The 17,627-nt window shown below is 64.3% G+C and carries 18 protein-coding genes; 9 read left to right on the top strand and 9 right to left on the bottom strand.

The features are described 5' to 3' along the window. Positions 1–138: 138 nt before the first annotated feature. From minE to minC, 3 genes are all read right to left on the bottom strand, one after another. Positions 139–411 (bottom strand): cell division topological specificity factor MinE, encoded by a 273-nt coding sequence (gene minE, locus ABID26_RS00915; protein WP_040973218.1) that lies wholly within the window; start codon positions 409–411, stop codon positions 139–141. Next, on the bottom strand, positions 408–1,223 hold the full coding sequence (minD, locus tag ABID26_RS00920; protein WP_126100968.1) for a septum site-determining protein MinD: 816 nt from the start codon (positions 1,221–1,223) through the stop codon (positions 408–410). The genes minE and minD overlap by 4 nt, the downstream gene beginning before the upstream one ends. Before the next feature lie 173 nt (positions 1,224–1,396). Beyond that, positions 1,397–2,242, bottom strand: a complete 846-nt coding sequence (gene minC / locus ABID26_RS00925) for a septum site-determining protein MinC (protein ID WP_354413320.1) — start codon at positions 2,240–2,242, stop codon at positions 1,397–1,399. A gap of 230 nt (positions 2,243–2,472) precedes the next feature. On the opposite strand from minC, the gene ABID26_RS00930 reads away from it, so the two are divergent. Next, a complete protein-coding gene (locus ABID26_RS00930) occupies positions 2,473–2,928 on the top strand; it encodes a hypothetical protein (RefSeq protein WP_354413323.1) in 456 nt (151 codons plus the stop codon). Positions 2,929–3,168: 240 nt separating this feature from the next. On the opposite strand, the gene ABID26_RS00935 is transcribed toward ABID26_RS00930, so the two are convergent. Further along, positions 3,169–3,600: a nuclear transport factor 2 family protein gene (locus ABID26_RS00935; protein ID WP_126100971.1), complete on the bottom strand. Its 432-nt coding sequence runs from the start codon at positions 3,598–3,600 to the stop codon at positions 3,169–3,171. 300 nt (positions 3,601–3,900) lie between these two features. Between ABID26_RS00935 and ABID26_RS00940 the strand changes: the two genes are divergently transcribed. From ABID26_RS00940 to ABID26_RS00950, 3 genes are all read left to right on the top strand, one after another. Beyond that, a complete protein-coding gene (locus tag ABID26_RS00940; RefSeq protein WP_126100972.1) occupies positions 3,901–4,332 on the top strand; it encodes an SgcJ/EcaC family oxidoreductase in 432 nt (143 codons plus the stop codon). A 442-nt stretch (positions 4,333–4,774) separates the two neighbouring features. Next, complete coding sequence (locus ABID26_RS00945; RefSeq protein WP_126100973.1) at positions 4,775–4,984, top strand: cold-shock protein; 210 nt, start codon at positions 4,775–4,777, stop codon at positions 4,982–4,984. 112 nt (positions 4,985–5,096) lie between these two features. Further along, positions 5,097–5,285 carry a hypothetical protein gene (locus tag ABID26_RS00950; protein WP_126100974.1) on the top strand — a complete coding sequence of 63 codons (189 nt, stop codon included), beginning with the start codon at positions 5,097–5,099 and terminating at the stop codon, positions 5,283–5,285. Between the two features lie 225 nt (positions 5,286–5,510). Here ABID26_RS00950 and ABID26_RS00955 read toward each other — a convergent pair whose 3' ends face one another. The 3 genes from ABID26_RS00955 to ABID26_RS00965 all read right to left on the bottom strand — a co-directional run bounded on the left by ABID26_RS00955 (position 5,511) and on the right by ABID26_RS00965 (position 8,221). Then, entirely contained in the window at positions 5,511–5,933 is a 423-nt protein-coding gene (locus ABID26_RS00955; protein WP_126100975.1) for a globin family protein, read from the bottom strand. 214 nt (positions 5,934–6,147) lie between these two features. Then, positions 6,148–6,981, bottom strand: a complete 834-nt coding sequence (locus ABID26_RS00960; protein ID WP_245460019.1) for a BA14K family protein — start codon at positions 6,979–6,981, stop codon at positions 6,148–6,150. Between the two features lie 136 nt (positions 6,982–7,117). Further along, complete coding sequence (locus ABID26_RS00965) at positions 7,118–8,221, bottom strand: KamA family radical SAM protein (RefSeq protein ID WP_292304597.1); 1,104 nt, start codon at positions 8,219–8,221, stop codon at positions 7,118–7,120. A 357-nt stretch (positions 8,222–8,578) separates the two neighbouring features. Between ABID26_RS00965 and ABID26_RS00970 the strand changes: the two genes are divergently transcribed. Beyond that, positions 8,579–9,514, top strand: a complete 936-nt coding sequence (locus ABID26_RS00970; RefSeq protein WP_292303087.1) for a hypothetical protein — start codon at positions 8,579–8,581, stop codon at positions 9,512–9,514. Here the strand turns inward: ABID26_RS00970 and ABID26_RS00975 are convergent. Further along, a complete protein-coding gene (locus ABID26_RS00975; protein WP_292303088.1) occupies positions 9,511–11,064 on the bottom strand; it encodes a serine hydrolase in 1,554 nt (517 codons plus the stop codon). The genes ABID26_RS00970 and ABID26_RS00975 overlap by 4 nt on opposite strands. Before the next feature lie 677 nt (positions 11,065–11,741). Between ABID26_RS00975 and ABID26_RS00980 the strand changes: the two genes are divergently transcribed. The 3 genes from ABID26_RS00980 (at position 11,742) to ABID26_RS00990 (ending at position 15,524) form a co-directional block, all read left to right on the top strand. Then, positions 11,742–13,400, top strand: coding sequence for an acyl-CoA synthetase (locus ABID26_RS00980; RefSeq protein ID WP_292303089.1), 1,659 nt, complete (start codon positions 11,742–11,744; stop codon positions 13,398–13,400). Between the two features lie 249 nt (positions 13,401–13,649). Then, complete coding sequence (locus ABID26_RS00985) at positions 13,650–14,543, top strand: hypothetical protein (protein WP_292303090.1); 894 nt, start codon at positions 13,650–13,652, stop codon at positions 14,541–14,543. 159 nt (positions 14,544–14,702) lie between these two features. Further along, positions 14,703–15,524 carry a class II aldolase/adducin family protein gene (locus ABID26_RS00990; RefSeq protein ID WP_126100981.1) on the top strand — a complete coding sequence of 274 codons (822 nt, stop codon included), beginning with the start codon at positions 14,703–14,705 and terminating at the stop codon, positions 15,522–15,524. Positions 15,525–15,714: 190 nt separating this feature from the next. Here ABID26_RS00990 and ABID26_RS00995 read toward each other — a convergent pair whose 3' ends face one another. Beyond that, positions 15,715–15,903, bottom strand: a complete 189-nt coding sequence (locus tag ABID26_RS00995; RefSeq protein WP_126100982.1) for a hypothetical protein — start codon at positions 15,901–15,903, stop codon at positions 15,715–15,717. 113 nt (positions 15,904–16,016) lie between these two features. Here ABID26_RS00995 and ABID26_RS01000 point away from each other — a divergent pair, with 113 nt between their 5' ends. Further along, positions 16,017–17,555 (top strand): winged helix-turn-helix domain-containing tetratricopeptide repeat protein, encoded by a 1,539-nt coding sequence (locus ABID26_RS01000; RefSeq protein ID WP_189521278.1) that lies wholly within the window; start codon positions 16,017–16,019, stop codon positions 17,553–17,555. Positions 17,556–17,627: the final 72 nt, after the last annotated feature.

Raw genomic sequence — 17,627 nt, forward strand, 5'->3', positions numbered from 1 at the left:
CGAAGGCGACAGAGGGGGTCGCCGCGCGTGAAGCGCCAGCGCCTTGCGCGCCCAGAGATGAGGTCGGCGCTCTACGTGAGACGACCCCACCCAATCCGCTTCGCGGATCGACCCTCCCCTCGAGGGGGAGGGTAAGGCTCACCCCGCCATCGCCAGCGGCACGGCGCTCTTGTTGGGGATCTGGATGTCGATCTCCAGCGTCGACATCGTCGCGCCGCGGTCCATCGAGACCTGGAGGTAGTCCTGGTCGATCTGCACGTGCTTGGCGATGACCGCCATGATCTCCTCGCGCAGGATGGAGACGAGGTCGGGCTGGCCGCGGCTCTGGCGCTCATAGGCGAGCAAGAGCTGCAGCCGCTCGCGCGCCACAGGCGCACTGGTGCGCCGCTTGAAGAGGTCGAGGATGCTCATGCCGCCCTCCTTCCGAGCAGCCGGTCGAGGAAGCCCTTGCGTTCGAAGGGGACGACCACCGGCAGGTCCTCGCCTTCCAGGCGTCTTGCCGCTTCGAGATAGGCTTTTGCGGCTGAATTGGTCGGTTCCGACAGCGTCACCGGCGCGCCGAGGTTCGAGGCCCTCAGCACATCCTGGCTTTCCGGGATGATGCCCAAGAGCGGCGTCGACAGTATCTCCAGCACGTCATCGATGGAGAGCATCTCGCCGCGCGAGGCGCGCGCCGCGTCATAGCGCGTGACCAGCACGTGCTTCTGGATCAGCTCGCCCTGCTCGGCCTTCATGGTGCGGGCGTCGAGCAGGCCGATGATGCGGTCGGAGTCGCGCACCGAGCTGACTTCCGGGTTGGTGACGATGACCGCCTCGTCGGCGAAGCGCATGGCGAGCTGGGCGCCGCGCTCGATGCCGGCCGGGCTGTCGCAGAAGACATAGTCGAAGACGGAACGCAGCCGGGCGATGACTTCGGCCACGCCTTCTTCGGTCAGGGCGTCCTTGTCGCGCGTCTGCGATGCCGGCAGCAGGTAGAGCGTTTCCAGCCGCTTGTCGCGGATCAGCGCCTGCGAGAGCTTCGCCGAGCCCTGGATGACGTTGACGAGGTCGAACACCACGCGCCGCTCGGCGCCCATGATGAGGTCGAGGTTCCTCAGGCCGACGTCGAAATCGACCAGCGCCACCTTCTTGCCGGTCTTGGCCACGGCAGCGCCGAGCGCGGCCGTCGAGGTCGTCTTGCCGACGCCCCCCTTGCCCGAAGTGACCACGACTACCTTGCCCATATATCCAGCCTCCATTGGCGTTTGTTGTCTTGCGCCGTGGCCAGCACGGCGGATTCAGTCTTTGTTTCGATGCATGTCGTTTTCCCAAAACCGCCGCGCACTTTTGGGCGACATGCATTACGACCATCACACACGAAACAGGCCCGAACCTTGCGTCGGCCCTGAACTCAGATTCAGCCGAGCGGCACCACGCACAGCGCATCGTTGTCGAGGAAGGCCTGCACGGCCTTGCCGCGCGACACGCCTTCCATTTCCTCGGCCGTGGTGTACCAGCCGTCGACGGCGAGCAGCTCGGCCTCGTTCTTGCGGCAGAAGATACGCGCCGAAACATTGCCTTCCGAACCGGCGATCGCCCGGCCGCGCAGCGTGCCATAGACATGGATCGAGCCGCCGGCGACAATCTCCGAGCCGGACGCGACCGAGCCCAGCACGATGACATCGCCATGCGGGTGGAAGACCGATTGTCCCGAGCGGATCGGCGCCTTGATCATCAGCGTGCCGGCGGACGGCTCGTGCCGAGGCGACTCGACCGCCCTGCCAGGCTCTGGCTGCAGCGCCTCAGGCTTTGCCTCGTCGAGCTTCAACAGCTCATCCTGCTGCGCCCGCACCTGTCCCTGCTGCACATCCTCAACGGTGGCCGTCTCGACCGTGATTTCCTCCGCCTTCGCCTTGCGCGCAGCCCTGCCCAGCAGACCCTCGGCGGTGGCTTCCTTGGCGCCGGCGAGCAGCGGCGGCAAATCGGGCCCGAGCTCGGCGCCGTCGAGCTCGACGGCGTAGACGCGGATGCCGCGCGAGCCGAGCACGCCAACCAGCGCCGCGATCTCCTCCGGCCCCGGCTTCAAAGTGTTCAGATCCAGCACCACCGGGCGGCCGGCGAAATAGCCCGGCGAGTTGCCGATCCAGTGATCGAGTCCCTCCAGCCAGTCGTCGATGGGAGCTTCCGGGGTGAGCGTGAAAGCGACGAAGGAGCGGGCGCGGAAGCGGATGGATTTGTTGTGCAAAGGGGCGGCGAAGGTCACGGCCAGGCGAATCCTTACTCAATGGTTAAAGGGTGCCGGGCTAATGGTTAACAAAAGGTTAATTTCGGGAGGCTTGGCCGTTAAGGAACTGGCGCGGCTAAGTTTTGTGGCGGAGCGGTCACACGGCCCGCCGAGGGCCCGGACGAATCGAGCGTGTGAAGCTCCTAATATACGAAGGGGTGCGACAGCGAGCACCATCTGGACCGCCTTCCAGAGCAAAGGAGACGGGCATGGGCCTCGGTCGGGAAAGCAGCAAGCGAGCAGGCAGCAAGCGGGCAGGCAGCAAGCGGACAGGCAGGGCAAGCGCGGCAATCGGCGTGCTGTTGCTGCTTGCAGGATGCATGACGAGCGGCAGGGCCACATACCAGACGAGCGGCATAGACCAATGGCTGACAACGGAAAATGCCGACGCGGTCGTCAATGCAATGGCGGCGAAGGGCATGATACCGGCGACCATCGACTGCCGGTTCGCCGACACCGCGCCGGGCCAACTGGCCTACGTCTCGAAATTCACCTGGAAGCGCGCCCCGGCAAACACGCGCTACCATTGGGAAATCGGCGACCCGACCTACCTCGCGAGCAAGGAAGTCAAAGCCAACAGGATTGGGCTGCGGCGGGTGTTTGCGAAGGTGGTGCGGGACCCGGCGAGCGGGCAAAAGGTTGGATGCTCGATCTGGGCGAGTTAGAGCTGCGGGCGGGATAGGTGGCTGCGACCGCGAGAAGCGTCAGCGTGAAGGCGACGAATGAGCGGGCGCGGAAGCGGATGGTGGCGCCTCGACGCTGGTGCGGCCGCGGGGGTACGGGCGGCGCTGCTCAGGTTCTGCGCGGCGAATGGCTTGAGCCTCAATCGCCCAGGGCGGACGCACGGGGCCCGCCGGGCGAAACGATGCACTGGACCGCCGAAATGACGACGGCTGCGCTAGCGCTCACGAGCCTGCTTTGCCGCGGGTCCGCATTGGACGGCGCCCCGAGAGGGCCTCAACCGCTTCTTCGATGCCGACGACCTGCCGTTCGACATCCTCCAGGTAGAGCCGCCCGGCAACGATCTTGCCATCGACGATCTCGAACAGCGTGACCCCGCGCACCTCGAACGGCTGGCCGTCGCGGCGGGTACCCGACCAATGCCATTCACTCCAGGTCGTGTCACCCTCTTGGACCGAGCGCGTGACCGTAGCGCAGAAGTCGGGTATTCCCGCGAACATGGCCTCCCAGTTGGCGCGCATTTGCTCCCGCCCAACGAAAGCCCTGCCGGGGTGCGCCGGCTGCTCACTGCGATACTTCTCGTGGATGAGAGCGGCGACGGCATCGAGATCGTGTGCGTTCATCGCCCGCACGAGTTGTTCGATCACGTCGCTCATCGAATCCCGCCGATCGGTTTGCAAGTCTCGGAATTCTAGCGGACTGGTCAAGCGTCGTCCACGATTGCCACCTCAAGGCGGATTTCGCGAGCGGTCACACTGCTTGCCCGGGACCGGCCCGGACGAGCCGGGCGTGTGAAGTTCCTGATGTACGAAGCGAGGTCGCGCCGGCACCCTCTTCCAGGGTGGACCTCCGTTCTGCTCTTGCGCAAGACCCGCGCCGCAGCGCGGTGACACCGCTTGCCGCAGCCGCTATCCTCGAAAACCGCCGGCGTAGCGGAGAGCAAGGGAGATCTTGTCATGGGACTGGCGGTCAGCAAACCCGAAGATGTCGCGACTGCCTTTGCCGATGCCTGGAACAGGCATGACATGGACGACTTCGCAGCTTTGTTCTCCGAGGATGCGAATTTCGTCAATGTCGTAGGCATGTGGTGGAAGAACCGCACCGAGATCGAAGGGGCACACCGCGCAACCCATCAAACCATGTTTCGTGACAGCCGATTGGAGGGTGTTGTCTCGTCAGCGGTGGCATTAGCTCCCGGCCTTGCATCGCTGCACTATGCATGGACCTTGACCGGTGCATCCGCCCCGGACGGCTCACCCGCCGGAATACGAAAAGGCATTCTGCTTCTGGTTGTGAAGGAAGAACAAGCGGGCTGGCGGATCAAGGTGGCCCAAAACACCGACATTGTTCCAGGGGCGATTGCTCCCCCTCCGAACGCAAGGCGATAAGCTCGGCCTTCATCTTTTTTGGCCTATTGCCAAGCATCCACTAATTGACCAACCTTGGAGCCATGCGTACCCATGGCACGCTTTGGTTCTCGCCTCCGGTCTCGGTCAAGAGCCGCCAAACGGGCGCTCGGAGCGCCGACGGTTGCCGGCCACTGCACCTCAGCGCTATAAATAGGCCCAGGACATCGCCTCGCCGCCGCTGACAAAGCGAGCGCAATCCATCGCCTGAACCCGCCCCGGGGCAAAGGCCATTGATAATATTATTTATCCGCTCCTTGCCGCGACCTTGAACGAGCGCTATGTTTCTCAAATCGATCTTGTGAAACGAATGTTGTTTCCGCGCCGCGGCGCCCTGACGATCTTCCCTCTCAATTTCGAAGACTGCGACGTTTGGCTTCAAGCCAGGCGGCGATGATTTGCGTCGATTTGAAAGGAAAATCGTATGACTACCGGAACCGTGAAGTTTTTCAACGCCACCAAAGGCTTCGGCTTCATCGAACAGGGCAACGGACAGCCGGACGTGTTCGTCCATATCTCGGCCGTCGAGCGCGCCGGAATGCGTTCCCTCGCCGAGGGCCAGAAGGTGAGCTTCGACATCGTCAAGGACCAGCGGAACGGCAAGAGCTCCGCGGAGAATCTGCAGGCGGCCTGACGCCGTGCGTCCATGGCCTTTGACCACGGATGTACTGGCATCTGGCCTTGGAGCACTTGGAGGAGGTCGGGGCTTGCCCCGGCCTTCTTCGTTTCAGATAGCGAGGTAGACAATGGCCGAAACGGGTTTATTCAAGCCGAAGGGCGACGCCAAGAGCGAAGCCACCGCGAGAACGGCGCGCGCGATAATCGAGGGGGAAGCTGCGGCCCGGCGAGCAAAGACGGAGCGGCTTCGCGCGGCTAGGCTCGCCCGCGAGCCGGTTGAAGCGCCGCCGAAGAAAAAGCCGTCGAGGCGGAAATAAAACGCTTTGGCGGGACGAGGAGCCACTGACAAGCTGGCGGGACAGCACCCCCCTCTGTCCGGCAGGACAGAGGGGGGTGTGAAGGAACTCGGCGCTGATAGATTTCTTCCGTATTCACCTCGCTCGGCGAAGCTGAGGCGGAGAAGGGGAACTGCCGTACGAAAGCCCCTCCCCGCCTCGCTGCGCTCGGCCCTCGCTCCAGCAGGACGAGGGACCAAGGCTAACTCAAGCGGCCAACTGCGCCTCACGCGCGGCCGCGATCATCACACCCGCCAGCAGGCCGTAAGCCGCCTGCCAGGCTTCGCGCACGTCCTGGGTGAAAGCCTCGCCGAGGCCGGCGTCCAGCGTCTCGATCAGAGCCTGGCCGACGATCGGATAATGATGCTCCTCGACGCCGTAGCCGACATGGCGCCTGGCGAGATCCTGCACGGTGGGCAGGATGGTCTCGGCGCGGGAAAGCCCGTGCACGACGAAGCCCAGCGCCGCCATCAGCTTGGCTCCCTGCTTGCTCATGTCGGCGTGAAACAGCGCCTTGAGGCTGCCGTCGATTGCGAAAAGGCGGTCGTAAAACAGCGCGGCGGCCGCCGTCTTGATCGGCACGACCTCGCGAAAACTATCCTGCACGAGCTTGATTTGGTCGGGTGTCATCGACGCGCTCCTCCGCGTTGCTAGGCTCAGAGCATCGGGCTCAAGCGTTTCGCCGGCATGCCGGTTGTGGAGCGGGTGTGTTTCAGGCTTGTGTCTGTGCGGTATCGGGTTGCAGGGGATGGGTTCGACACCCAAAGCCAACCGGAAACGCACGGCGCGAGGCACCCCCTCTGTCCTGTCAGCCCTTTCAGCGGGGCGTGGAACACACCCCACCCTACTCGCACTGCCGGCGCGGGCCGCCGTCATAGGGCTGGTAGGTGTTGTCTTGAGGATTGTATGAGCGGTAGCGGCTGAAGCAGTAGTCGACATGGTCGCCCGACATTTGTGGACCCAAAAGCCGATCCCTGGAGGCCTGCTCCCCAGGCGCGATCTCTTCCGGCGGACCGCCATAGGTGGTGGCGTAGCCGTCCCCGGTGGTGGCATAGCCTTCCATCTCGGCCTGGTCGTCGTAGGTCTCGCTTTGATCGGCCACCCCTGCCTGGTCATTCTGGCGCGCTTCGGTCGAGGCCGTGCTTCCCGGATCGAAATAGGGCGAGATGCAGGGGCGCAGCTCGCCGCTGTAGGAGCGGTAGCTGTTTTCTTCCGGGCGGTAGCTGCGATAGCGGTTGGCGCACCATTCGAGATGGGCGGCGGGCAATTGCGCCTGCTGATCCGGTGCCCGCTCGGAAGGCTGGGCGGCCGCATCGGCGTCGGTCTGGCCCATCGGGGAAGCGTCGAGCTTGGAGACGTCGGGCAAGGGCTGCAGCTGGCGCGACGGCGCGGCCGGCGGCGTTGCGAGGGCCGTGGTCTGCGCACCCGTATCCGCCTTGGCCGTCTCGTCGGCCTTGGCGGGCGTGCCGGCCGCCTGCTGGGCGGGAATGCGCTCGAGACCCTGCTTCGCCGGATCGACCGGCTGGGCATCCTTGGTCCACAGCTCGGAAACACCGATCGCCGGCGTCGCCTGGCGCACTGGCTTTGCGGCCAGCAGCCAGGTGGCGAAGGCAAGCCCGCTGGCGAACACGGCCAAGGTCAGCACGAAGCCGCCGACAATTCCCAACAAAGCCTTCACGCTGCCGCTCCTTCAGCCTCCGCTCATAGAATGCGGGGTACGGGATGGAAGTTCCTTGGCCACCATGCAAATGGGGGAAGCAACTAGTCCCTGAGACCGTCGGCGGGACGCGAAGGATCAGGGTGCTGTTAGTTTCCTACCCCGCCACTTCCCGGTACGCCCTCACCTTCCCGTCCTGTCCGCGAATCCGCCACGTCCCGTCCTCACAGCCCTCGATGTGGCTCGCCGCCAGCGGCACCTTGCCGCCGCCATCGGGCAAATCGATGACATAGGTCGGGCTGCAGATGCCGGAGAGGCGCTGGCGCAGTTCCGCGACCAGCGCCTGGCCTTCGGCAATCGTGGTGCGGCGGTGCGCCATGCCGGGCGCCAGGTCGCCATGATGCAGGTAATAGGGTTTTACACCCAGCCGATACATCAGCTCGCGGCAGAGTTCTTCCAGAACCTCGACGCGATCGTTGACGCCCTTCAAGAGAACGCTCTGGTTGAGCAGCACGAAACCCGCCTGCCGCATCGTCCGGCAGGCTTCCTCGGCCTCATCGGTGATCTCGCGCGCGTGGTTGAAATGGGTCACCACCGTCACCATCAGCCGGCCCTGCAGGGCCGCAACAAGACCCGCTGTTATGCGCGACGGCAGCGCCACCGGCACGCGGGTGTGGACGCGCAAGAGCCGCACATGCGGGATCGCCTCGATGCGGGTGCGGATTTCGGCGAGCGCCTTGTCTGGCAGCGACAGCGGATCGCCGCCGGTCAGAATCACCTCGCGGATCTCGCTGTGCTGCGCGATATAGGCCAGCGCCGGCTCCAAGGCTTCGCGCGTATAGCCGCGGCCGATCGACGTCAGCGACTCCTTGCGAAAACAGAAGCGGCAATAGACCGCGCATTGATAAGTCGGGAACAAAAGCACGCGGTCGGCGTGGCGATGCGTCAGCCGCGACACCGGGCTGAATTCATGGTCGCCGATCGGGTCGTCGAGCTCGCCCTCGGTGGCGATAAGCTCTTCCGGCGACGGGATCACCTGGGCGCGGATCGGGTCATTGGGATCGGTCCAGTCGATCAGGTCGAGATAGGGTTTTGGCACACGCACCTTGTGGGCGGCGGCGGCTTCCTGCGCGGCCGCGCGCTCGGCGGGCGACAGCGGGAGCGCGGCGAGGTCGCGCACATGCCGCACGCCGGCGCGGACATCGTCCTGCCAGGCGACGGCGGGCGCGGCGGCTTCCTTGAGATTGGCGTCTGAGGTCATTTGCGTCTCGGGGCGGTTTTACGCGGGGATATCGGCTGGATGGACGGCAGGGTCAACCGCCATGGTTGCCGCAGACCCTCACACGTCGAGTTCCCGCCCACCCCCCTCTGTCCTGCCGGACATCTCCCCCGCAAGGGGGGAGATCGGATGTCGCGACGGCTTTCGCCAACCGCCGACGCTGCAGAACGAGCGGGGCGCGGAAGCTGCTAATCTCCCCCTTGCGGGGGAGATGGCCGACAGGCCAGAGGGGGGTGTGACGGAGCATTCACGGTGGGCTCCAAGCCCCCTCCACACGCCATAGGTATTTGAGCGAAATACCATTAGTCTTAATAGTCCAGGGGTTCGGGGGCGACACGAATGGATTTCAACGCAGGCCATGGCTACCTTCTCATCGGCGGGCTCATCCTGGTCGGCGCCGGGCTGCTGATCCTTTCGCTGATCGTCAATCTTCATGTGGCGCACAGCGTGCGCGACGACGTGCGCCACCGCGAAAAGCTGCTGGAATATTACCGCAACATCTTTTCGCAGCTGGGCGTGATCCTGATCGGCATCGGCGTCTCGCTGTTCATCTTCTTCTTCCAGCAAAACTACCAGGATCAGCGCAAGCGCGAGACCGAGCTGCAGCAGGTACTCGCCAAACTCGCCGCACGCGTTGCCCGCGGCGCCCCCGTCATCGAAACGCTCGGCGAGTTCGACGAGGTTCTGGACGAGGGCGGCGCCTATGTCGACCCCGAACACGGCGGAAGCAACGCCGCGATCAGCGCCAGGGGAGACGAGCTTGCCAAGCAGGTCGAAAAGATCCTGCTGGTCGAACGTGATGTCGATGTTCGAGACTTCGAAATCCTGAACCTGTCACGCGACATCGAAGCCACCTTCGTCGTCAATGAGCTCGATCCGACGCTGTGGTTCAACATCGTGCGCGACGAGAACGAGATCAAATACGCCACGACGCAGCTCGGCCTCGACTATAAGGACCTGCATGATGCGATCGGCGACGAGCCGGTCAAGGCCGCGGTCGCCAAGCCGGACAAGGAAACGAAGATCAAGCACGAGGTGCTCGATATCCTCTACGACGCCGACCTGCTGCGCCAGCGCAGCAGGCGGTTTCTCGGCCGCGCCTGCTGGCTCTTCAGCAAGGGACGCGGCTTCGTGACGCTTCCACCGGCCGATGCGATCGAGGCCGACGCCAAATCACAGCAGGAATGGATCGACCGCTCGAAACCGATGCTGACGCAGTCGAAATCGGGCAGCAGCGATTGTTTCAAGCTGCTCCGCTACGGCCAGGTTCATTAATCCCCCACGCGCCGTAGCGTGCCCATATGATTGTCGTCGAGGAATTCGATGGTCATCGCCGACGCCTTGCCGTCGGAACCGACGACAAAGCTCACGCCCGCCGGCCTGTCCGGCGCCTCGGCGTCGGGGTAGGTCAGGAACAGATCGCCGTCGAAATGCGTCAGCGAATAGGACCGCGCCCCGGCCGGCCCGACCTTGAGCACAAGGCCGTCACCCGCGCCCGACACGACCGCGTCGCCGATGAAATCGTTGGCGTAGCGGCCGGCATAGGCGCTGGTCGATGCGGCCGGCCGCGTCGGTGACGGCGGCGCGGCAAATCTGGCCTTCGCCGCCTCGACCGCCGGACCGAACAGGCCGGCATAGATGCCATCCCATGCCTCGATCCAGTCCTTCTCGACCTTGCCGTCGAAGACGAGGTCCGCAAAACTGTCGGACAGCCCCTCCGGCACCCCGGTCGGAAAGGCGTTGGCAAGGATGACGATGCCGAGCTTCTCTTTCGGGAAAATCGTCACCAGCGTGCGCGCGCCGACGCTGAAGGCGCCGGCATGCCCCCAGCTCAGGCCGTGCCGGCCGAATTCGACATTCCAGCCGAGGCCGTAAAAGGATTCGCCGCCTGAAACGGGATTCTTGCCGCGTGTCATCAGCGGCACATGCGTTTGGGCAAGCGCATCGGCGGCGATCAGCGGCTTGCCGGCATAGACGCCGTCGCCAAGCACCAGGCGCACCCATTGCGACAGATCGCCGGCAGTGGAGCTGACGCCGCCGGCGGGCGCCTGCGCATCCGGATCGCGCTCTATCTTCGCGGCCCAGGCGCCATCGACCTTTATATGGAGCGCGGCGCGGTTGGCGTGCTTGACGAAATCCGCATGGCGCGAGCTGGTCGAAGCCATCCCGAGCGGGCGGTAAAGCTTCTCCTCGGCGACCTCCTCCCAGGATTTGCCTGTCGGTCTGGCGGCCGCGACGGCGCCCTCGGTCAGCCCGAAATTGCTGTAGGAATAGCCGGCGCGAAAGCTCGACGAAGGCGGCACGAAGCGCAGGCGGCGCAGGATCTCGGCGCGGTCATAGCCGATGCCCTCGAGATCGTCTCCGGCGGTGCCCGGAAGCCCGCTGCGATGCGAGAACAGGTCGCGGATGGTGAGCTCGCTGGTCGGATAGGGGTCGGCGAGGCGGAAGGCCGGATCGAGGTCGGCGATCCTGGAATCCCAGGACACGACCCGGTCGCTGACCAGCGCCGCCACGACTGTTGCGGAGACCGGCTTGGAGAGGGAAGCGATCTGGAACACCGTGTCCGCGTCGACGGCCTCCTGCTTTCCGGCTTCGCGAAGCCCGAAACCCCTCAGGAAGACAATTTTGTCGTCGTGAACGACTGCGATGGCGAGGCCGGGCACGGCGCCGTCCGCGACCGCGCCTTGCGCCAGCGCTTCGAGCTTCGACAGGGCAGCAGTCATCCGCTCAGGCGAGATTGGGTCTGCGGATGTCGCAGGAGGCCAAAGCGCCATCAGGACAAGGGCCCAGATCCTCAAATGACAGAGATTCCGATCAAGCCGCACGCGCAAGCCTCCCCTCTCCGCATTCGCCTCGCGATAGTACAGGCCGGTGCCGGCGAGGCCAAGCCTTGCTCGATGGCGGCTCAGATGCTGATTCCGGAACTGGCTTTAGCTTGCTGATTGGAATGGTTTTGTTGCGGTAGGCCTGGAAGCGACAAGCTTGCGTTCCTTCGCGCCCCCCTCTTTCCTGCCGGACATCTCCCCCGGGGAGATCGGACGTCGCGCCGACTTTCGCTAATCGTCGACGGTGCAAGGAAGAGCCGGCGCTGGAACTGCCAATCTCCCCCACGTGGGCAGGGCTGTCCGGGGAAAGTTTTTCGGTTGCGAACAGGGCCATGGAGGACTCGCATCGATTGCATTTTTCGAGCTTTGGACCCCAATCGGTGCTCTTTCTTCCGCACCTGCTGCGGCTGGCCGGCAAAAACAATGGACGTCGCGCCCATCGAAGGTTGCGAAAGCGCGAGCAAAGACTCGTCTGCGTTGTGCAAAGATTTTCCCCGGACAGCCCTGCCACGTGGGGGAGATGTCCGGCAGGACAGAGGGGGGCGCCGTAGAGCGCAACAATCGCTGGTCTGCGAAATTCGCGACTTTCGCCGCAATCGACCCGCGCCATCTTTTCAGGCAATCTCCCACCCAGCCCGCGCTATGGGGAGGTGACGTGCGGCCGAGGGAGGATTGCCATGACCGAAATGCGTGCGGCGCTGCCGCGCTATGAGGATGCCGTCCGGCGCTTCCGCATCGAGGATGAGATCGCCAGGCTTCACGGCGATCCGGCGAGCGGCATCAATGCCTATGTCGAATGCTGCGGCCGCTATACGGGCGAGAACCGGCTGGCACTGCGCGCGATCTCGGCGGGCGGAGGCCTGCGCGAATTCTCCTTCGACGATCTTGCCGACATGTCGGGCCGGGTCGGCAACATGCTGAAGGCCCTCGGCGTCCGTCCCGGCGACGTCGTGGCCGGCATGCTGCCGCGCATCCCGGAACTGGTGGCTCTGATCCTCGGCGCCTGGCGCGTGGGCGCGGTCTACCAGCCGCTGTTCACCGCCTTCGGCCCGAAGGCGATCGAGCATCGGCTGAGCTACAGCAAGGCGAAGCTGGTGGTGACCAACCCCGCAAACCGCGGCAAGCTCGACGAACTGGAAAACCATCCGCGCATTGCCACCGTCCTTGGCGCCGGCGACACCTTGCCCGAAGGCGACATCGATTTCCGCGCAACAATCGCCGCCGCCTCCCCCGATTGCGAGCCGGTGATGCGCAAGGGCTCCGACCTCTTCATGATGATGTCGACCTCCGGCACGACGGGCCACCCCAAGGGCGTGCCGGTGCCGCTTCGCGCGCTGCTCGCCTTCGGCGCTTACATGCGCGACGCGATCGGGCTTCGGCCCGACGACATCTTCTGGAACATCGCCGACCCCGGCTGGGCCTATGGGCTCTACTACGCCATCACCGGGCCGTTGCAGCTCGGCATCGCCACCACCTTCTACGAAGGCGCCTTCAACGCCAATAGCACCTACGACATCATAGAGCGTCTCGGCGTCACCAGCCTCGCCGGCTCGCCCACCGCCTATCGCCTGCTGATGGCGGAAGGGCCCGAGGCGGCCCTGCGCGTCAAGGGCAAGCTGCGGGTGGTGAGCAGCGCCGGCGAGCCGCTCAACCCGGAGGTGATCCGCTGGTTCGACGCTCATCTCGCCGCGCCCATCCACGACCATTACGGCCAGACCGAGAACGGCATGATGGTGAACAACCATCACGGGCTTGCGCATATCGTCCGCGCGGGCTCTGCCGGCTTCGCCATGCCCGGCTACCGCATGGTGGTGCTGGACGAGGCCGGCAACGAGCTCGGACCCAACCAGCCCGGCGTGCTTGCGGTCGATATCGCGAATTCCCCGCTGCGCTGGTTCGACGGCTACCATCAGGCGGAGACGCCGGCGATATCGGGCGGCTATTACCGCACCGGCGACACTGTGGAATACGAGCCGGACGGCTCGGTCTCCTTCATCGGCCGCGCCGACGACGTCATCACCTCGGCCGGCTATCGCATCGGCCCGTTCGACGTCGAAAGCGCGCTGATCGAGCATCCGGCGGTCAACGAGGCGGCGGTGGTCGGCGTGCCCGACCCGCAGCGCACCGAGATCGTCAAAGCCTTCGTCGTGCTGGCCCCCGCTTACGAAGGCAGCGAAGCGCTGGCGGAGGAACTCGCCCAGCATGTGAAGAAGCGGCTCTCGGCGCATTCCTATCCGCGCGAGGTCGAGTTCGTCGCCGAGCTGCCGAAGACCCCGAGCGGCAAGATCCAGCGGTTCTTGCTGAGGAAAGCGGAGGTTGAGAAGCGGAAGGGGTGAAACCGCCGATCTCCCCCTCGAGGGGAGATGTCGCCAAAGGCGACAGAGGGGGTCGTCTCACATAGATCGCCAGCGTCGTCTCGCGTCGCGAAAGGCGTCGGCGCTCCATGCGCGGCGACCCCCTCTCTGACCTCTTCGCGGCCATCTCCCCTCAAGGGAGGAGATTCGCGGCGCTGTCTTTTTTTGGCCCGATCTTGTCTTCAAATGCGCATTGTCTTTTGAATAAGACCGTAGGTGGGAGGTTGCATCATGCGCCTGGTCTGGACGCTTCTGTTCGCGCTGGCGAGCAGCGTGGCTATCGCGGCCTCGCCGGAGGACGACTATATCGCCGCGCGGGACAAGGCGATTTCCGACATCGCGGCGCAAGAAAGTGCGAACGCTCAAGTGGAAACGCTCGATGCGACCAACACCAAGGCGCTGGCCGATCTCCAGCAGCGCCTCTCCGCCATTCTCGGGCCGCTTTCGGTCAAGGATTTTCCGGCAACCGGCACCATCAATCTGGAAAGCCTCAGCGCCTCCGATATCGGCTACGGCATGCTCGACGGGCTGCGTTACGCCAACAGCGACGAAGGCCCGAGCATCGTGGCGACGACGCGTGGGCTCGCCGACCGCTGGCTGCAGTCCAGGGCCGACGGGGACGATGAAAGCCTCAGGCTGCCCACCGGGCTCGATGACGCGCTGAAACTCGATGCCTTCTACACCCAGGCGATCGGCGCCGACGCCGCTTTCGTCAAGACGCTCGACTTTTCGCTGAAGAAGCCCGAAGGCGCCGACATGGCGATTGCGCGGCTCGGCGGCTGGACGCAGGACGTCGGGCCGATCTACGACCAGCAGGTCGTCGTTGCAGTCGTAAAAGGCGATCGCGTCCTGATCGCCGAAGCGCCCGCGTCACCGCCCGTGCCGAAGATCGCGGCCTGCGAGGCGCTGTGGACCGCGGCTGACGCGGCCGCCCAGAAATTCCAGGAGGCCTATCAAGGCTCGGACCTCAAAGACCAGCAGGCCTATGATTCCGCCAATGCGGCCTGGGAAAAAGGCGATGGCGACTATCGCGCCTGCATGGGCGAGCGGCTGCCGGGCGACCCGGCCTTCCCGGCGCTGCTTTCTCAGGCGCAGCAGCTTGCCGACCACATGGCCGGCAAGTAGGTCCTCGTCGGCCTCGTCGTGGGGCCGCGACGTGAACCAGTTTTCGCATCTATTCGGAAGAATTCGGAACAATTGATGCGGTCTTTGAGACGCTGCCTCGAACCATCCCCAATCTGAGGTCTGCCGTCATGCCGACGGTGCAACCCCAGGGAGGATGCCATGGACGTTGTCACTAGTGACACCGAAACGATTTTGGCCGCCAGCAAGCAGGCGGCCTATGAACCTTTTTTCAAACGGCTGGGACCACCGCGCTTCGAGGACCTCGAGCAGGAGCGGCAATACCGAAAGGAGCGGCTGGCTGTCGGCTTCCGCATTTTCGCGGCGCTGGGGTTCAGCGAAGGCGTTGCCGGGCACATCACTGCCCGTGATCCCGAATTCACGGACACATTCTGGGTCAATCCGTTCGGGATGCATTTCGCGCACATCACTGTCTCGGATCTCATCCGGGTTGACAGCGCAGGCTCCGTGGTAGAGGGCACGATGCCAGTCAATGTGGCCGCGTTCGCCATCCATCATCAGATCCATACGGCGCGGCCGGAGGTTGTCGCAGCCGCGCACGCTCACTCAATCTATGGCAAGGCGTGGTCGGCGGTGGGTCGATTGCTCGACCCCATAACGCAGGACGCCTGCGCATTCTATGAGGATCACGTGTTCTTCGATGACACACGGGTGCTGATCACCGAAGCAAGCGAGGCGGCTCGGATCGCCGAGTGCCTCGGTGACCACAAGGGGGCAATCCTGCGCAACCACGGTTTGCTCACAGTCGGTCAGACCGTCGACGAGGCCGTATGGTGGTTCATTTCGATGGAGCGGTGCTGTCAGGGGCAGTTCCTCGCCGAAAGTGTAGGAACGCCGTTGCAGGTCGATCCCGAAAATGCCCGTGCCGCCCGCGCAGTGAATGGCACGCCTCGGGCCGGCTGGTTTCAATGCCAACCGCTCGGCGATCGCATCCTGAGGCAGCAACCCGATCTACTTGAATAGGCCACGTTCGTAGACACCGGGTGGGGGCTGTCGTCAGCCCCGCCACTCGCACATGAAATCTCGCTGTCGCCATCCCAACTCGACACAGGGGGCATGCGCGCTATATGGCTTGGGGGCCGAGGCGCGAAGACGCGAAGAAATGGCCGATTTCCCATAACTTTCCCGACCATTGGCAGGCAGGCGGCTCGGATCAAACGTCCTCACGCCGTGAGAGGGCATTCCTGGCTTCAGCGCAGCGCTTCTGGCAGGCGATGTAGTCTGCCATATAGCGTTCGAGAGCGGAGCGGAATTCTTCCTCGCGCGGACCGGACCTGCGTTCAGGAACCGCGTGGCTGGTCTCCGTCTCGAATTCGATATGGTCCAAAGTAACTGCAGACATTTTCGGCGCTCCTGTCTCTAGACGCGGTGACAGGATGAGCCGAATGCCCGATGTCGTCCCCGGCGCACGGCCGAATAGTTCCGAAAAGCTCCAAAAAGATGGTAGTTTGCGCCATGTTGGGGAAGCGGTTCGCCTTCGGCCAGTTCGAGCTCAACCCGGAGGCGGGAACGCTGATCCGGCAAGGCATGCCCGTTCCCGTCGGCTATCGTGGCGTGCTGCTCTTGACGGCGCTCGTGAAACGGCCGGGGGAAGTGCTGTCCAAGGCGGAACTGATGGACGCGGCATGGCCGCACGCGGTGGTCGAGGAAAGCAATCTCTCAGTCCAGATTGCGTTGCTCCGCAAGCTGCTTGGGCCTGGACCTGACGACGCGGAGTGGATCGCGACCATCCCCCGGATCGGCTATCGTTTCGGTGGCATGGTGGATTGCCTCGACACTGCCGCGGCTCCATCGGACGGCGCCGAGGCCGGTCCCTCGATTGCCGTGCTGCCCTTTGCCAATTTGAGTGACGACGCCGAACAGCAATATTTCGGCGATGGCCTCGCGGAAGACATCATCACCCGGCTTGCGCGGCTGCGCTGGCTCTTTGTCTCGGCCCGCAACTCATCCTTCACCTACGGCGGCAAACCGGTCGACGTAAAGCAGATCGGCCGCGAACTCGGTGTGCGCTATGTGCTCGAAGGAAGCGTGCGGCGCTCGGGGCAGCGGCTACGCATCAACGCCAGGGTGAGCGACGCCGACAATGGCCGCCAGATCTGGGCCGAACGCTACGATGCCGAGATCGCAGATTTCTTCGCGCTGCAGGATGAGATCGCCGAAAGTGTGATTGGCGCCATCGAACCCAGGCTCTACGTGGCCGAACAGGAGCGTTTCCAGATCCGGTCGCCCGGGAATCTCGACGCCTGGGGGTTCGTGATGAAGGCGATGCCCTATGTCTGGACTTGGGCCTCTTTGCCGGATTTCGAAATCGCCGAGCGGTTGCTCAAGAAGGCCATCGATATCGACCCCAATTATCCGCGCGCTAACTGTCTGCTTGCTTGGGCCTTGGCCGCAAAGGCTATGCTTGGACTGGCCGATGCCGAAGCGGCCTTACCGACGGCCCACGATATGGCGCAACGGGCCATCCGCAGCGACCCGCAAGACCCCTGGACGCACTTCGCCATCGGCTTTGTGCATATGGGCTCGCGCCGTTTCGAGCAGGCCGTGAAAGCCTTGTCTGAGGCGATCTTTCTCAATCCAAGCCTCGCCTATGCGCATCTGATCCTTGGATCGACCTATGCTTATGCGGGCATGCCGGACGATGGCCTGCACCATGTGGCGCTGGCTGACCGGCTCAGCCCACGCGATTTCACCCAAGCCGGCAGCCTTTCCGTCACCGGGCTCTGCCACTTCATGGCCGGACGCTATGCCGAGGCAGCCGAGTTCGAGCGGCGGGCGGTGGATCTTAGGCCGAATTTCGGGATGGCCTGGCGGACATTCGCGGCCTCGGCAGGCATGGCGGGCGACCGCGACGCCGCAACCGAGGCGCTGGCCCAAGTAAGGCGCCTGCATCCTTCCGTATCCGTTGAGTGGGTCGAAAAGTACCACCCGATCGTCAACCAAAAAGATCGTGCGCGCTATATCGAGGGGCTGCGGGTCGCCGGACTCGACTGATCTGGTCAAGTGTTTGGAGCGGCTCGGTGAAACCGCTCAGCCGCTCCAACTCTTAGCTTTTACGGGATCCGA

The organism is Mesorhizobium shonense, from assembly GCF_040545255.1.
Lineage (GTDB): Bacteria > Pseudomonadota > Alphaproteobacteria > Rhizobiales > Rhizobiaceae > Mesorhizobium > Mesorhizobium shonense.

Bases quoted from the DNA above. Each gene is read 5' to 3' on its own strand.
- minE (WP_040973218.1), bottom strand. From the start codon at position 411: ATGAGCATCCTCGACCTCTTCAAGCGGCGCACCAGTGCGCCTGTGGCG.
- minD (WP_126100968.1), bottom strand. From the start codon at position 1,223: ATGGGCAAGGTAGTCGTGGTCACTTCGGGCAAGGGGGGCGTCGGCAAG.
- ABID26_RS00930 (WP_354413323.1), top strand. From the start codon at position 2,473: ATGGGCCTCGGTCGGGAAAGCAGCAAGCGAGCAGGCAGCAAGCGGGCA.
- ABID26_RS00935 (WP_126100971.1), bottom strand. From the start codon at position 3,600: ATGAGCGACGTGATCGAACAACTCGTGCGGGCGATGAACGCACACGAT.
- ABID26_RS00940 (WP_126100972.1), top strand. From the start codon at position 3,901: ATGGGACTGGCGGTCAGCAAACCCGAAGATGTCGCGACTGCCTTTGCC.
- ABID26_RS00945 (WP_126100973.1), top strand. From the start codon at position 4,775: ATGACTACCGGAACCGTGAAGTTTTTCAACGCCACCAAAGGCTTCGGC.
- ABID26_RS00950 (WP_126100974.1), top strand. From the start codon at position 5,097: ATGGCCGAAACGGGTTTATTCAAGCCGAAGGGCGACGCCAAGAGCGAA.
- ABID26_RS00955 (WP_126100975.1), bottom strand. From the start codon at position 5,933: ATGACACCCGACCAAATCAAGCTCGTGCAGGATAGTTTTCGCGAGGTC.
- ABID26_RS00965 (WP_292304597.1), bottom strand. From the start codon at position 8,221: ATGACCTCAGACGCCAATCTCAAGGAAGCCGCCGCGCCCGCCGTCGCC.
- ABID26_RS00970 (WP_292303087.1), top strand. From the start codon at position 8,579: ATGGATTTCAACGCAGGCCATGGCTACCTTCTCATCGGCGGGCTCATC.
- ABID26_RS00980 (WP_292303089.1), top strand. From the start codon at position 11,742: ATGACCGAAATGCGTGCGGCGCTGCCGCGCTATGAGGATGCCGTCCGG.
- ABID26_RS00985 (WP_292303090.1), top strand. From the start codon at position 13,650: ATGCGCCTGGTCTGGACGCTTCTGTTCGCGCTGGCGAGCAGCGTGGCT.
- ABID26_RS00990 (WP_126100981.1), top strand. From the start codon at position 14,703: ATGGACGTTGTCACTAGTGACACCGAAACGATTTTGGCCGCCAGCAAG.
- ABID26_RS00995 (WP_126100982.1), bottom strand. From the start codon at position 15,903: ATGTCTGCAGTTACTTTGGACCATATCGAATTCGAGACGGAGACCAGC.
- ABID26_RS01000 (WP_189521278.1), top strand. From the start codon at position 16,017: ATGTTGGGGAAGCGGTTCGCCTTCGGCCAGTTCGAGCTCAACCCGGAG.